The 14059-nt window shown below is 70.5% G+C and carries 13 protein-coding genes; 9 read left to right on the forward strand and 4 right to left on the reverse strand.

Going from position 1 to position 14059, the window contains the following annotated elements; translation table 11 throughout:
* Positions 1–57 precede the first annotated feature (57 nt).
* The 6 genes from ABZT06_RS24990 to ABZT06_RS25015 all read left to right on the forward strand — a co-directional run bounded on the left by ABZT06_RS24990 (position 58) and on the right by ABZT06_RS25015 (position 4560).
* Positions 58–573, forward strand: a complete 516-nt coding sequence (locus ABZT06_RS24990; RefSeq protein WP_355744880.1) for an NUDIX domain-containing protein — start codon at positions 58–60, stop codon at positions 571–573.
* 86 nt (positions 574–659) lie between these two features.
* A complete protein-coding gene (locus ABZT06_RS24995) occupies positions 660–1052 on the forward strand; it encodes a DUF202 domain-containing protein (protein ID WP_355744883.1) in 393 nt (130 codons plus the stop codon).
* A complete protein-coding gene (locus ABZT06_RS25000; RefSeq protein WP_355744886.1) occupies positions 1049–1372 on the forward strand; it encodes a DUF202 domain-containing protein in 324 nt (107 codons plus the stop codon). Before ABZT06_RS24995 ends, ABZT06_RS25000 begins: the two co-directional genes overlap by 4 nt.
* 481 nt (positions 1373–1853) lie before the next feature.
* Positions 1854–2150 carry a hypothetical protein gene (locus ABZT06_RS25005; protein ID WP_355744889.1) on the forward strand — a complete coding sequence of 99 codons (297 nt, stop codon included), beginning with the start codon at positions 1854–1856 and terminating at the stop codon, positions 2148–2150.
* A 155-nt stretch (positions 2151–2305) separates the two neighbouring features.
* Positions 2306–3340, forward strand: a complete 1035-nt coding sequence (locus ABZT06_RS25010) for a phosphotransferase family protein (protein WP_355744892.1) — start codon at positions 2306–2308, stop codon at positions 3338–3340.
* 5 nt (positions 3341–3345) lie between these two features.
* Positions 3346–4560 carry an acyl-CoA dehydrogenase gene (locus ABZT06_RS25015; RefSeq protein ID WP_355744894.1) on the forward strand — a complete coding sequence of 405 codons (1215 nt, stop codon included), beginning with the start codon at positions 3346–3348 and terminating at the stop codon, positions 4558–4560.
* 8 nt (positions 4561–4568) lie between these two features.
* On the opposite strand, the gene ABZT06_RS25020 is transcribed toward ABZT06_RS25015, so the two are convergent.
* Genes ABZT06_RS25020 through ABZT06_RS25030 form a run of 3 tightly spaced genes read right to left on the reverse strand, consistent with a single transcriptional unit; the run spans position 4569 to position 7614 of the window.
* Positions 4569–5162 (reverse strand): TetR/AcrR family transcriptional regulator, encoded by a 594-nt coding sequence (locus ABZT06_RS25020; RefSeq protein ID WP_355744897.1) that lies wholly within the window; start codon positions 5160–5162, stop codon positions 4569–4571.
* A 38-nt stretch (positions 5163–5200) separates the two neighbouring features.
* Positions 5201–6856: an AMP-binding protein gene (locus ABZT06_RS25025; protein WP_355744900.1), complete on the reverse strand. Its 1656-nt coding sequence runs from the start codon at positions 6854–6856 to the stop codon at positions 5201–5203.
* Positions 6853–7614 (reverse strand): SDR family oxidoreductase, encoded by a 762-nt coding sequence (locus tag ABZT06_RS25030; protein WP_355744903.1) that lies wholly within the window; start codon positions 7612–7614, stop codon positions 6853–6855. The genes ABZT06_RS25025 and ABZT06_RS25030 overlap by 4 nt, the downstream gene beginning before the upstream one ends.
* A 163-nt stretch (positions 7615–7777) precedes the next feature.
* Here ABZT06_RS25030 and ABZT06_RS25035 point away from each other — a divergent pair, with 163 nt between their 5' ends.
* Both ABZT06_RS25035 and ABZT06_RS25040 read left to right on the forward strand, forming a co-directional pair.
* Positions 7778–9010, forward strand: a complete 1233-nt coding sequence (locus tag ABZT06_RS25035) for a DUF1343 domain-containing protein (RefSeq protein WP_355744906.1) — start codon at positions 7778–7780, stop codon at positions 9008–9010.
* Positions 9011–9082: 72 nt separating this feature from the next.
* Entirely contained in the window at positions 9083–10396 is a 1314-nt protein-coding gene (locus ABZT06_RS25040; protein ID WP_355744908.1) for a serine-threonine protein kinase, read from the forward strand.
* 32 nt (positions 10397–10428) lie between these two features.
* On the opposite strand, the gene ABZT06_RS25045 is transcribed toward ABZT06_RS25040, so the two are convergent.
* Positions 10429–13215, reverse strand: a complete 2787-nt coding sequence (locus ABZT06_RS25045; RefSeq protein WP_355744911.1) for a penicillin acylase family protein — start codon at positions 13213–13215, stop codon at positions 10429–10431.
* Between the two features lie 232 nt (positions 13216–13447).
* On the opposite strand from ABZT06_RS25045, the gene ABZT06_RS25050 reads away from it, so the two are divergent.
* Positions 13448–14050: a hypothetical protein gene (locus ABZT06_RS25050; protein ID WP_355744914.1), complete on the forward strand. Its 603-nt coding sequence runs from the start codon at positions 13448–13450 to the stop codon at positions 14048–14050.
* Positions 14051–14059 lie beyond the last annotated feature (9 nt).

Here is a 14059-nt window from a genome sequence, read left to right on the forward strand (position 1 = left end):
GTTCCCGCGTGCGTGCGCGCCCTCGCTTGGATGCGCGCCCCTGCTTGGATGGGGGGCATGAGCGCTGCTGACGAAATTCTTGACATCGTCGACGAAGACGACAATGTCGTCGCACAGTCCCCACGTGGGGAGGCCTACGCCAAGGGTCTGCGCCATCGCTGTGTCTTCATCCAGGCCCGGGACGCCGAGGGCCGCCTCTTCGTTCACCGCCGCACCCCCACCAAGCTGGTGTTCCCCTCCCTCTACGACATGTTCGTCGGCGGAGTGGTCGGCGCCGGCGAGTCCTACGACGACGCCGCCCTGCGCGAGGCCGAGGAGGAACTCGGTGTGACGGGGCTGCCCCGCCCGGAGTACCTCTTCAAGTTCCTCTACGACGACCGCGCCGGCCGGACCTGGTGGTCCGCGGTCTACGAGGTCCGCTGCGAGCTCCCGGTCAGCCCCCAGGTCGAGGAGGTCGCCTGGCACGACTTCCTGCCGGAGGACGAGGTGAAGGTACGGCTGCGGGACTGGGAGTGGGTGCCGGACGGCCTGGCGGCCTACGAGCGGCTCAAGGCGTACCGGTCGATGGGGTGAGCGTCGACCAGGCGAGCGAGCCCGGCGCTTCGGCGGACCCGCCCCGGACACCGCCCTGCAGGCACCCGGCCGATAGGCTCGTGCGCGTGATCGATTTCGCACGGAACGTCCGCCTCTGGTTCGCCCCCGAGGACGTCCGGCAGGAGGGCCGCACTCCCGACTACCGGTTCTCGCTGGCCAACGAACGCACCTTTCTGGCCTGGCTGCGCACCGCGCTCGCGCTGATCGGCGGTGGCTTCGCCGTGGACCAGTTCCTGCCCGATCTGCGCTGGGGCTGGCGGGTCGGGCTGGCGCTCGCCCTGCTCGCGGCGGGAGTGCTCTGCTCGTTGCGGGCGGTCAACCACTGGGTGCGGTGCGAGCGGGCGATGCGGCGGGGCGAGGACCTGCCGGTGTCGCGGTTCCCGGCGCTGCTCAGCCTGGTGGTCGCGGTGGTGGCCGTGGCCATGGTCTTCGTGGTGCTCGTCGGGTGGGAGGGATGAGCGAGGGCGTCGCGGCGGAGCGCGATCCGGGGCTCCAGCCCGAACGCACGCGGCTCGCCTGGCGCCGTACGACCCTCTCGGGGACCGTCTCCGCCGTACTCGCCGTGAAGACGGCCCTGCACGGCGGCCCGTCCCCTGCCGCACTCATCGCCTGCGCCCTGTGCTGCACCCTCTGGCTCGGCTTCCTCTACCTCGCGCACCGCCGCATCCACACCCTGACCTCGTCCGACACCCCGCGCCCCCTCACTCCGCGAGCCGCCACGACAGCGGTCCTGTGCACGGTGGCGATGGCGGCTTGCGGGGCGGCGCTGGTGTTCTGAGGGGGGCGGAGGGCAGGTCCTGAGCGAGGGCCAAAGAGCAACGCCGGACAGTAAGGTCCGAAAGCGGGGGTCCGGGCCCCGCTGACACGGTCGCGTACACCCGGCCAAGCGGCGCCGCGCGGTCAGCGCCTCCAGCCGCTCTGCGGCGCCTTGGCGTCCAGCACCCCCGCCGGCCGCGGCTTCCCTGCGGGCGGGGGCGAGACCCGGGCGCCCCAGGTCAGCCCTCTCACACGGCCGGCACACCCGGTCGACGAGCCCTCCGGTCGTACACGCAAGCCCGCCACCCACCCCGACCGCACCCTCACGCGCTCAGCGCCCGCCCCGGTGCGCACGCACGGAAAGCCAACGCGCCGGCCCCCCGGTACACCCCACCCCCGACTGCACCCCGCCCCCCACGCCACACGCGCCGAATCGCCCGATATGCACCCCACCCGTGGCACCCTGTCCGACGTCATCGCCCGTCGCTTCGAAGGTGAGCACCATGAGCACCCTCCACCACGAACACGCCTCCCACGCGCACACGCACGGCTCGGACTGTGGGCACACGAAGGTGCCGCACGAGGACCACGTCGACTACGCGCACGACGGGCATCTGCACCGCGAGCACGAGGGCCACTGGGACGAGTGCGAGGCCGGTGGGCATGTCTCGCACGACGGGCACGAGCACCGGCACGGCCAGGACTGCGGGCACGAGAGTGTCCTGCACGGCGACCACGTCGACTACCTCCACGACGGCCACCGGCACGCCGCCCACGAGGGTCACTGGGACGACCACTGACCTGACCGCGAGGGAACCGAGCAGCTCCCCGCCGCACCGCGCGGGGAGCTGTCGGCCTATCGTGGGCCGGATCACGTTCACCGTTCCCTCTGGACGACATACCGACCAGTCGGCATGATGGGCGGTACCCGTTCACGCGTGCGTAAGGAGCCCCGATGAGCCCCGACCATCCGCCAGGCCTCGATCTCGACCGGCTGCGCGGCCTGCTCGACCGTGAGCGGCCCGGTCTGGTGCAGGGTCCGCTGACCGGCCGGCTCATCGAGGGTGGACGCTCGAACCTCACGTACGCGGTGTCGGACGGCACGGCGCGCTGGGTCGTACGACGGCCCCCGCTCGGCCATGTCCTGGCCACCGCGCACGACATGAAGCGCGAGCACCGGGTCATCAGCGCCCTGCACCCCACGAACGTGCCCGTGCCGAACCCCGTCCTGCTGTGCGAGGACGAGGAGGTGCTCGGATCACCGTTCTACGTCATGGAGTTCGTCGAGGGCACCCCGTACCGCACCGCCGGCCAGCTCGCCCCCCTCGGCCCCGAGCGCACCCGCGACGCCGTGCTGTCCCTCGTCGACACCCTCGTCGAGCTGCACGCGGTGGATCCGGCGGAGGTCGGTCTCGCGGACTTCGGGCGTCCCGAGGGCTTCCTGGACCGCCAGCTGCGCCGCTGGGGCAAGCAGCTGGACGCCTCCCGCAACCGCGACCTGGCCGGCATCGACGAGCTGCACGCGACGCTCGGCCGCCATCTGCCCCAGTCCCCCGCGGCGACGGTCGTGCACGGCGACTACCGGCTCGACAACGTCCTGATGGGTGACGACGACCAGATCAAGGCGATCCTCGACTGGGAGATGTCGACCCTCGGCGACCCGCTCACCGACCTCGGTCTGCTGGTGATGTACAGCGTGCCGCTGGGCATGGCCGACTCCACGATCTCCACGACCGCCGAGGCCCCGGGCCACCCGGATCCGGCCGAACTGATCGCGCGGTACGCCGAGCGCTCCGGGCGGGACGTCTCGGCGGTGTCCTGGTACACGGCGTTCGCCTGGTTCAAGCTCGCCGTGATCCTCGAGGGCATCCACTACCGCTACACCCTGGGCCAGACGGTGGGCCGCGGTTTCGACCGCATCGGCGACCTGGTCCCGGTCTTCATCCAGCACGGTCTCACCACGCTTCACGACGGCATCCAGGAAGGCTGATCCGCATGGACTTCGCGTTCGACGCCCGCACCGAGGAGCTGCGCGCCAAGCTGCTCGCCTTCATGGACGAGTACGTCTACCCCGCCGAGGCCGTCGCGGAGGAGCAGCGCGCCCGGCTGGCCTCGCCGTGGGACACCCCGGCCGTGGTCGAGGAGCTGAAGGCGGAGGCCCGTCGCCAGGGCCTGTGGAACCTCTTCCTGCCCGACTCCGAGTACGGCGCCGGCCTCACCAACCTCCAGTACGCCCCGCTCGCCGAGATCACCGGCCGCTCCCCGCAGCTCGCGCCCACCGCGCTGAACTGCGCCGCGCCCGACACCGGGAACATGGAGGTCCTGAGCCAGTTCGGCGACGAGCAGCAGAAGAAGCAGTGGCTGGAGCCGCTGCTGGCCGGTGAGATCCGGTCCGCGTTCGCGATGACCGAGCCGGAGGTGGCCTCCGCCGATGCCACCAACATCACCACGCACATCGAGCGCGACGGCGACGAGTACGTCGTCACGGGCCGCAAGTGGTACATCTCCGGGGCGATGAACCCGGACTGCAAGATCTTCATCGTGATGGGCAAGACGGACCCGGACGGCGAGGACATCCGCCGCCAGCAGTCCATGATCCTGGTCCCGCGTGACACCCCGGGCGTCACCGTCGAGCGCGCGATGCGGGTCTTCGGCTACGAGGACCACTACCACGGCGGCCACGCCGAGGTGATCTTCGACCACGCGCGCGTGCCGGCCTCGAACCTGATCGGCGAGGAGGGCGGCGGCTTCGCCATCGCGCAGGCCCGCCTCGGCCCCGGCCGGATCCACCACTGCATGCGACTGATCGGCATGGCCGAGCGGGCGATCGAGCTGATGTGCCGCCGGGCCGTGTCCCGTACCGCCTTCGGCAAGGCGCTGGCCCAGCAGGGCGTGGTCCACAACTGGATCGCCGACGCGCGCGTGACCGTCGAGCAGCTGCGTCTGCTGGTCCTGAAGACGGCCTGGCTGATGGACACGGTCGGCAACCGGGGCGCCCACACAGAGATCCAGTCCATCAAGATCGCCACGCCCCGCGCGGTCGTCGACATCATCGACCGGGCCATCCAGCTGCACGGCGCGGGCGGAGTCAGCCAGGACTTCCCGCTGGCCGAGCTGTACGCCGGCGCCCGCACCCTGATGATCGCGGACGGGCCCGACGAGGTGCACCAGCGCTCGCTCGCGCGCCGGGAGCTGAAGAAGTACCTCTAGGGAGCGCGCTACGGCCGCAGGGCCCGCAGGAGGAGGTCGGCCAGGTGGTCGGCCACCTCCTGCGGGCCCATCGGGCCGTCCGGGCGGTACCAGGTCGACAGGTGGTGGACCGAGCCGAAGTGGTAGTCCACGACGAGGTCGGCCGGGGTCGCCTTCGAGAAGACGCCCGCTTGCTGGCCCTCCTCGACGAGCGCGCGGAAGCGCTCGTGGTACTTGCGTCGCTCGGCCCGCACCTGCTTGTTCTTCTCGGGGCTCAGGTGGTGCATCGAGCGGAAGAAGATCATCGCGTCGTCGAGGTTCTCGATCGTGGTGACGACGACGTCGGCGGCCGCCGCCCGCAGCCGCTTCTCGATCGGCTCGTCGGTGCCCGCGAGCGCGTCCAGGCGCTCCTGCTGGACGCGCAGCACGCGCGCGTACACCTCGTGCAGGAGGTCGTCCTTGGAGCCGAAGTAGTGGTACAGCGCCCCCTTGGTGACGCCGGCCGCCTCGACGATCTCCTGCACGGAGGTGCGGTCGTAACCCTGCTCGGCGAAGAGCCGGGTGGCGGCGGCCAGCAGCCGCTGCGGGACGGGCGTACCGTCTCCGTCCGTCGTCCTGGGCACTGTGCCGCCACCTGCTTTCCGAGAGGTCGTTCGCTGTCTTACGGTTGGGAACGCAGTTCCCGACGGAGGATCTTCCCACTGGCCGTCTTCGGCAAGTCGGGCAGGATCTCCACCTGCCGCGGGTACTTGTAGGCGGCCAGTCTCTCCTTGCAGTACGCGGCGAGCGCATCCGGGTCGGTTTCGGCACCCGGACGGAGGCTGATGTACGCCTTGACGGTCTCCCCGCGGTACCCGTCGGGCACCCCCACGACGGCCGCCTCGCGCACCGCCGGGTGCGTGTACAGCACGTCCTCGACCTCGCGCGGCCACACCTTGAAGCCGGACGCGTTGATCATGTCCTTCTTGCGGTCCACGACGTACAGCCAGCCCTGCGGGTCCATGAACCCGATGTCACCCGTCCGCAGCTCGCCGTCCGGGAAGGTCTCGGCGGTCGCCTCCGGCCGCCGCCAGTATCCGGGCACCACCTGCGGCCCGCGCACCACGATCTCGCCCTGCTCGCCGAACGGCACCTCGACGCCGCTGTCGTCGACGATCCGTACGATCGTCTCGGGCCCCGGCACCCCCACGGCGAGCGTCCCCGACACCGGGTCGACGGGCGCCTCCCGCTCCGGCGGGACGGACGCGCAGGGCGCGGAGCACTCGGTCAGCCCGTAGCCGTTGCGGATGTACGGCCCGAATCCGGCCCGGAACTTCTCCACCAGGGCGGGCGGCAGCGGGGCCCCGCCCGAGGAGATGTTGACGAAGGACGAGAAGTGCTCGCGGGTGACGTCGGGGTGGGCGGCCAGCGCCATGAACGCGGTCGACGGGCCGACCGTGTAGTGCGGCTGGTGCTCGGCGAAGGCGTCCAGGACGACACCCGCCTCGAAGCGGTACGTCAGCACGAGCGTGCCCACGCTGGTCAGACACGCCCCGAGCTGGCAGACCATCCCGGTGATGTGGAACAGCGGCGCCAGGGCGTAGTACACGGGCCCCTCGGGCAGTCCGAGCCCGGTCCGCTGCCGCTCGGCGTTGTACATGATGTTGCCGTGCGTGTTGGTGGCGCCCTTGGGCGTGCCACTCGTCCCCGAGGTGTAGCTGATCAGGGCGATGTCGGAGGGCGTGACGTCCCGTCCTTCGGGCGCCTTGTGCCCGGCCCGCGCGACGGCGACGAGGTCGTCGGCGTCCTCGGCCTGCGGCAACCGCTCGAAGGTGAGCACCCGCGCGTCCCCGCGGGACTGGAAGTCCAGCTCGCACCCCGTGAGCACGATCCGCACCGGCGAGTCCGCCGCCGTCTCGCGCAGATACGACTCCCAGGCCCGGTCGGAGCAGATCAGCGCGGCCACCTCGCCGTCCCGCAGGACATGGCCGACCTCCCCCGACTTGTACATGGGGTTGACGGGCACGACGACCGCGCCCGCCTTCCAGGCGCCGAGCAGGGCGAGCACGAACAGCGGGGAGTTCTGGAGCAGGATCGCCACCCGGGCGCCGCGCTCCAGACCGCCGGCGGCGAGGTGCCCGGCGACGGAGTCGCTGAGTTCGTCTACCTCGCGGTAGCTGAGCCGGCCGTCGAAGTAGGCGAGGAAGGGCCGCTCCGGGGCCTCGGCGGCGGCGCGGCGCAGGGCGTGCACGAGGGAGTCGTCTGGCTCGATCGGACCGCGCTGGGCCTCGCTGAGCAGGTCGAGCCAGGGCTTGGTGGCGTAGCGGGACTCGCTCATCGGACCCCCTCCCACTTGCGCTGGAGGTGGTTCATGCCGGACAGCCAGCGATCGGGCTCGGCGGCCCGCGCCTGGTAGTACTCGGCGACCTCCGGATGCGGCAGGATCAGGAACCGGTCCTCCTCGATCCCCCGGAACAGGGCCTCGGCCACGTCCTCCGGCTCGACGGCGGTCGGCTTGAGCACCAGGTCACCCGCGGTCCCGGTGGCCGCGAGCATGTCGGTCCGCACGCCCTGCGGACAGATCGCGTGCACCTTGATCCCCCGGTGCCGGTACGTCAGCGACAGGTACTCGGCGAAGGCGAGCGCCCCGTGCTTGGTGACGGCGTAGGGGGCGGCCCCGATCATGGTCAGCAGCCCGGCGGCGGAAACGGTCGACACGAACCGCCCGCTCCCGCGCTCCAGCCACTGCGGGAGCAGCGCGTGAGCGGCCCGGACATGGGCCATGACGTTGACGTCCCAGGAGGTGGCCCAGGCGCTCTCGTCGAGCGAGTCGCCGCCGAAGGCGACCCCGGCATTGGCGCAGTAGACGTCGACCACGCCGTTCAGGGCGTCACGGGCCTCGGAGATCACGGCAGAGGCATCCCCGGCGACGGCGATCCCTCCGACCTCCTCGGCGACCGCCTTGGCCCGCCCGGGGTCAAGGTCGTTCACGACGACTCGAGCCCCCTCGGCCGCGAACCGCCGGGCCAGCGCAGCCCCGATGCCACCTCCCGCTCCGGTCACAACCACTCCGGCACCCTGCAGGGCTTCCACCATCGGTCTCCTTCGACTCCGGCTCGACTGCCCCGTCAGACTAACCGGTCGGTATGTTGGAAGGAAGGGTGACTGGTCCGGCCTTCAGGGGCGCGGGGAACTGCGCGACCAGCCACGGCCAACCCGCGCCCTCCCCACAACCTGCGGGAGCGCATACGGTCCCTTCATGCGCCTATCCAGACGAACCCTGCTGACAGCAGCAACGGCAACGGCGTCACTGGCCTCCGCACCTCCCACCCAAGCAGCTCACCACCACAGACGAACCGGTTTCGAGAACCTCGCCGCATCCGGATACGTCCAGCTCAGCGGGCAGCGGATCGGCATCGTCACCAACCCCACCGGCGTCACCCGGGACGTCCGTCACATCGTCGACGTGATGCACGCCGACGACAGAGTGAACCTCGGGGCCGTCTTCGGCCCCGAACACGGCTTCCGGGGCACCGCCCAGGCCGGCGGCTCGGAAGGCCGCTACGACGACCCCGCGACCGGCCTCCCCGTCTACGACACCTATCTGAAGAGCGGGCAGCCCCTCGCCGACATCTTCACCACCTCCGCCGTGGACACGATCGTCTTCGACATCCAGGACGTCGGCGCGCGCTTCTACACGTACATCTGGACCCTGTACGACTGCATGGAGGCGGCCCAGCTCGCGGGAAAGCGCTTCGTCGTCCTGGACCGGCCGAACCCGGTCACCGGCCGCGCGGCCCAGGGCCCGGTCCTGCACAGGGAGTTCGCGACCTTCGTGGGCAGGCAGCCCATCTCGCAGGCGCACGGAATGACCGTCGCGGAGCTTGCCCGACTCTTCAACGGCGAGTTCCTCACCACCCCGGTCCCCCTGGACACGGTCCTGATGACGGGCTGGAAGCGCTCGGAGTTCTACGACGCCTGGGACCTGCCCTGGGTCCCGCCGAGCCCGAACATGCCGACCCCCGACACCGCTCTGGTGTACTCCGGCACCTGTCTCTTCGAGGGCACGAACCTCTCGGAGGGCCGCGGCACCACCCGCCCCTTCGAACTGCTGGGCGCGGAAGGCCTGGACGGTCGCTGGGCCGCCGCCGCGAACGAGCTCGGCCTGCCCGGTGTGCACTTCAGGGAGGCCTACTTCGCTCCGACCTTCTCCAAGTTCCAGGGCAGGACGATCGGCGGCGTACAGATCCACGTCCACGACAGGTCCGCGTACGACCCCGTCCGCACCGGCATCGCCCTGCTCGTGACCGCCAAGAGGGTCTGGTCCGGCTTCGGTTGGCGGCCGGACAACTGGATCGACAAGCTCACCGGCTCCACCCGGGTCCGCACGATGATCGACGCCGGTGCCACTGCCGACGAGGTCGTGGCGGAATGGCGGGAGGAGCTGAACGCTTTCCGGCGGATTCGAAAGAATTACCTCCTCTACAGATGAGCCGTGAACTATGGCCAACTTCGCCCGGTAGCAGGACGATGCGCACCACTACGGGGGACGAGGGGGTCTGTCATGACGGATCCGGCGATGAGTGTGACGCCGTACTGGGAGCTGACGTTCGACGCGGACGGTGACCCGGACACCGGCCGGCGGGACCGGCTGCTCGCGGAGGTGGTGGACCGGGGCGTCGAGGACCTGGTCGTCTTCTCGCACGGCTGGAACAGCGACCGCTCGGGGGCGACCCGGCTCTACAGTCACTTCTTCGCGCCGTTCCCGGAACTCGCGCCGGCCGCGAGGCTCGGGTACGTGGGGGTCGTATGGCCGTCGATGCGGTTCTCGGACGAGCCGATCCCGGACTTCCCGCGGGCGGTGGCCGCCGAGATGCCGCCGCGTCCGGTGCTCGACAAGGACACCCGGCACGCACTGCTCGAGACCTTCCCGGGTCGGGCCACCGTGATCGATCAGTTGGCCCGGCTGCTGGACCAACAGCCGCGGGAAGACGCCGAGTTGGAGGAGTTCGGGCGGCTGGTGCGGATGCTGGTGGAGGTCGTGCCGCCGGGACCGCAGGCGTTGTTCGCGGCGGACACGCTGGCGGAAGGGGTGCCGCAGGACGAGCCGGAGATCTTCACCGGGTCCGCGGCGGCGGTGTGCGAGGAGTTCGCACAGGCCGTTTCCCGCCTCGAATCCCCGGGCGGGGCAGAGGAGTTCACGATTCCCAACCCGTGGGACGGGGCGCACGAGTTGCTGCGGCAGGGGACGTACTACGCCATGAAGCGGCGCGCGGGGACCGTCGGCGAGCGGGGACTCGGCCGGGTGGTCGGGCAGCTCGCGCAGGCGGCGCCCGGAGTGCGGGTGCACCTCGTGGGGCACAGCTTCGGGGGCCGGCTGGTGTCGTTCGCGCTGCGCGGGCTGCCGGACGGGGTGCGGACGGTCAAGTCCGTCACGCTGCTCCAAGGGGCCTTCTCGCACTACGCGTTCGCGGCCCGGCTGCCGCACGACGCGCGGGCCGGAGGGGTGCTCCAGGGGCAGCAGAACCGGGTCGACGGACCGCTCGTGTGCTGCTTCTCCAGTCACGACTCGGCGCTCGGCACGCTGTACCCGCTGGCCTCGCGGATGGCGGGCGACGCGCAGGGGGTCGCGGCCTTCGACCTCGGCCGGGTGCTGGGCGACAAGTGGGGCGCGATGGGACACGACGGGGTGCAGGCGGTGCCGGGCACGGCGTCCCTGAAGCTCGCCGACGCCCTCGAGAAGCTGCCCGCGAAAGGCTGCGTGAACGTCGACGCGGCGGCCGTCGTCAGACGCGGCGGACCGCCCGCGGGCGCGCACAGCGACATCTGCCACCGCGAGCTGGCCCGACTGGTGCTGGCGGCGGGCCGTATCCACTGACCCGCCGCCAACAGCCGTACTCCCTCGCGGCGTTACCGGTGTGAGGTGAACTCCACCACCTGCTGGAAGGTCGGACGGTTCTGCCAGCTGATGTTGTAGTGCTTGATGCCGCCCAGGGTGCGCTGCACGATCGAGTCGGCGCACCACTGGTCGCCCGCCGAGCACAGCGTGTCGCCGGGGTAGACCTGGGCCGCGGTCTTGCCGGCCGCGGTCTTCAGGGTGCTGATCAGGATGTCCCGGCAGGCGCTGAGGCTGCCGCCGCCGCAGTACTTGTCCGCCAGCGGCCCCTGCACGCTCTCACCGAGCACCGCGCGGACGTCCTTGTCGACGTAGCTCCACCAGCCGAACTGGAAGGAGCTTCCCGCGTGGGCACCGGTGGGGCCGTGCGCGGCCGACGGGGACTCGTCGACGGGCAGGTTGGCCTGGAGGGCGGTGTACAGGCCGGTGCCGAGGCCCGGTTCGAAGATGCCCTTGGCCAGCAGCGGCCACCACGCGTCCAGGATGCGGATCGCGTCGGCGTCGGCGTACTTCTTCGAACCGGCCGACGTCTCGGTCCGCTTGCCACCGGCCGTCAGCCAGGTCTGGAGCTTGCTCACCGCGGCCGCGGCCGTGGAGTCGGTGACCGTCGAGCTGTTGACCACCTTGAGCAGGTCCGGGAGGACGTCCTCGGCGCGCAGGTCGGCGAGGGAGGCGTCCGACATGGCCTTCACCAGCGAGGCCCGGGTGACCCCGCCCGCGGCGACCAGCTTCTTCACCCGGTCCTCCAGCAGGTTGCCGCGGTGCACGGAACCGTCGCCCCAGGACGCGGTCGCGTAGTCCTTGGCCTGCTTGTTGTTCCAGGAGATGTAGTAGTCCTGGTCGATCGAGTTGGGGTGCGCGGAGGCCGGCGTGTAGTCGGCGGTGTTCGTGGTCGGGTTCCAGTTCCTCCATTCGTACGCCGCCTGCGCCCACACCGGGAACTCGGCGTCGACGCCGGACGCGCGCACCGGGTTGTTCCCGCTGTTGTAGTACGCGGTGTGCGCGGAGTCGGCGTAGAACCAGTTGAAGGTGTAGTTGATGTGCTGCACCGCGCTCTGGAAGGTCTGCGGGCTCTTGACGTAGTCCGGGTCGTTCAGCATCTGGAAGCCGATGATCGAGTCGGCCTCGTGCATGAAGGAGGAACGCAGGGTGGTGTAGGCGACCTTCTTGCCGCCGACGGTCGCCCGGTACTCGACGGGGCCGTACTTCGTGCGCCAGACCCTCATCGTGTACGACCCCGCGGCGGTGCTGTCGGCCGTGGTCGGGGCCCAGGAGTTCTTCTGCTCGATCTTGTCCATGGCCGTGCAGGTGCCGTGGTACAGGTAGTGGTAGTCGTCCTGGCACAGTTCGACGGCGTAGGTGTCGATGATGTCCTGGCCGGAGGTCGTGGCGGACCACGAGTAGTCCTGGCCGCGGCCGAGTTCGACGTACATGCTCAGGCCCGCGAAGGAGGCGCCGCGGGCGCTGATGCCCGGGCCCTGGATCTCCTGGAGCATGAGGAGCTGGGGGGCGAAGTAGCCGGTCTGCGGTCCGAAGACGGCGACCGGGTGACCGCTGGCGGTGTACTTGCCGCTCACCACGAGGGCGTTGGACATGCCGCGCTTGGCGGAGGTGAGGGCGTTCGCGGTGGCCGTGGCGGAGGCCGCGCTCGCGCTCTGGTCGGCGCCGGTGCCCGTGGGGTCGTAGACCAGAGGCTCGGTGGTCACCGAACCGGCGTCGGGCAGCGCCTCGCCCTGCGCGTTCGCGGGCTTGGCGGCGTAGGGGAAGCTCTCACCGTTGTGGACGGTGAGGACGGCCTCGGGGTCGTTGCGCTCCCGGAAGGACTCCCAGACCTCGGTGCCCTTCGCCACGCCGTACTGCTGCTGGGCCGCCATCAGCGAGATGGCGTTGTTGACCTCGCCGCCGCCCCCGGAACCGAACAGGGAGCCGATGACGGAAGCCAGCGCGACCAGGTCGGTGATCTTGAAGTGGTCGATGGTGCCGGCGTTGGTGACCGAGTCCTTGTGGCCGGTCAGGACGTACTCGCCGGGGAAGTAGCGGCCGCTGTCGGAGGCGTCGATGTAGGAGTTGATGCCGGCGAGGTAGGCGTTGGCGTCGGCGAGGGCCTGCTGGCCGCGGGCGCCGTTGCTGGCGACGGCGTTGTCGATCTGTGCTTGCAGATCCGCCTCGCTGTAGGGCGCGTTGCGCCAGAACTGCTGCTCCAGGCCCTGGTTGGAGGCGGCGCCGCCCGCGAAGGCGGTCAGCTGGCCGCGCCCCACGTGCCGGAAGACGTCCATGAGCCACAGCCGGTCCTGTGCGGCCGCATAGCCCGCGCCGAACTCGGTGCCGTATCTGGTGGTACCGGTGATGTGCGGTACGCCCGTCTTCTTGTCACGGACGATCGTCACGTCGGTGCGCCCCGCGGGGCTCAGGGTGGAGGCGACTTGGTCGGAGGCGACCCCGAAGGACGCGTCGTTGAAGAACGTGTTGATCGTGGAGTTGGTGAGCGTGGGGTACCCCTTGGCCAGGTTGGCGTAGGGGCCGAGCTGGTCCTCGGCGTGGTCGGGCTGGGTGCCGAAGGCCTGGTTGAGGAGCACCTGCGCGAGGGTGGCGTTGCCGTTCTCGCCGGGCGGCAGGATGTCGGAACACTGGCCGCCGCAGTAGTCGTTGGCCGCCGTGGTCTCGGCGGCCGACGCGGTCTGAGCAAGCGGGGACAAAAGACCGGCAATCAGGACGCATATGGATGCGGACTTCAGGAACCCGGTGAGTCTGCCGGGAGTTCTCAGTCTGTCGAGTGCGGTGCGTGAGGTGCGCCGTGGCATGGCAGCTCCAACCGACGGGGGGTGTGGCCGGACGTTACCGCCGGTATCCCCGAGATTGAAGATGAACATGCGTCAAGTTTTGGCAGGGGTTCTCGAGCTTATGGGGGGCATCGGAAATCGGATGGAGCCAAATCGCTTGTCGATACGTCTATTCGGCAACGCCGCGCGAAGTCCGTGCGACGACGCCGAAGTGACCGAAGTACAGGTGCAGGTGTGACGGAGGTGCAGGGCGATGGCCGGTTTCCGGAGTCTGGCGAGACAGGTGCGGGATCCGCGGTGCGATCTGGCGCTTCGGCGCTACTCGCTGCGCAAGTGCCTTGAGCGGTTCGCTCCTTACGGGCACAGGGCGACCTGGGACCACTTGTGCTCCCGGGCGGGATTCGGACCCGAGGACCGCTCCCCCGACCCGGCGCGGCTCGTGGCCGCACTGGAGGAGTTGGAGGAGGCGCGTTCGGTCTGGCTGGCCTACGAGGTCGAGTTCGCCGAGCGGCGCAAGAAGGAGAAGCACGACGGGTTGCGCAGGCCGGGCAGTGTCGACGACTGGCACCGGCTGACCTGGGGCGGGTTCGGAGTCGCGTGGTGCGACGACCCCCGGGTGCACCCCGATGACTCACTGGCCGACGTACTGCGCAGGCTGATCTCCGCGCTGGAGCGCGAACCGGGCGCGGTGTGCCCGGTGTGCGACGGGGAGCGGCTCGTCTGGAAGTACGAACTGGACCACGAACCCTCGACCGGTCCGGTCTGCGTGGACTGCGGAATCCTGGTGCCGCGGCCCGTGCTCACCCCCGAGGCCCTGGCGGACGCCAGGCGCGGACGGTTGCTGATGTCGGCCTAGAGCGTACGA

Origin of the sequence: Streptomyces sp. NPDC005483 (genome assembly GCF_040606035.1) — a bacterium.
Classification (GTDB): Bacteria; Actinomycetota; Actinomycetes; order Streptomycetales; family Streptomycetaceae; genus Streptomyces.

Bases quoted from the DNA above. Each gene is read 5' to 3' on its own strand.
- ABZT06_RS25050 (WP_355744914.1), top strand. From the start codon at position 13,448: ATGGCCGGTTTCCGGAGTCTGGCGAGACAGGTGCGGGATCCGCGGTGC.
- ABZT06_RS25025 (WP_355744900.1), bottom strand. From the start codon at position 6,856: ATGAGCGAGTCCCGCTACGCCACCAAGCCCTGGCTCGACCTGCTCAGC.
- ABZT06_RS25030 (WP_355744903.1), bottom strand. From the start codon at position 7,614: ATGGTGGAAGCCCTGCAGGGTGCCGGAGTGGTTGTGACCGGAGCGGGA.
- ABZT06_RS25035 (WP_355744906.1), top strand. From the start codon at position 7,778: ATGCGCCTATCCAGACGAACCCTGCTGACAGCAGCAACGGCAACGGCG.
- ABZT06_RS25010 (WP_355744892.1), top strand. From the start codon at position 2,306: ATGAGCCCCGACCATCCGCCAGGCCTCGATCTCGACCGGCTGCGCGGC.
- ABZT06_RS24990 (WP_355744880.1), top strand. From the start codon at position 58: ATGAGCGCTGCTGACGAAATTCTTGACATCGTCGACGAAGACGACAAT.
- ABZT06_RS25040 (WP_355744908.1), top strand. From the start codon at position 9,083: ATGACGGATCCGGCGATGAGTGTGACGCCGTACTGGGAGCTGACGTTC.
- ABZT06_RS25000 (WP_355744886.1), top strand. From the start codon at position 1,049: ATGAGCGAGGGCGTCGCGGCGGAGCGCGATCCGGGGCTCCAGCCCGAA.
- ABZT06_RS25045 (WP_355744911.1), bottom strand. From the start codon at position 13,215: ATGCCACGGCGCACCTCACGCACCGCACTCGACAGACTGAGAACTCCC.
- ABZT06_RS25015 (WP_355744894.1), top strand. From the start codon at position 3,346: ATGGACTTCGCGTTCGACGCCCGCACCGAGGAGCTGCGCGCCAAGCTG.
- ABZT06_RS25005 (WP_355744889.1), top strand. From the start codon at position 1,854: ATGAGCACCCTCCACCACGAACACGCCTCCCACGCGCACACGCACGGC.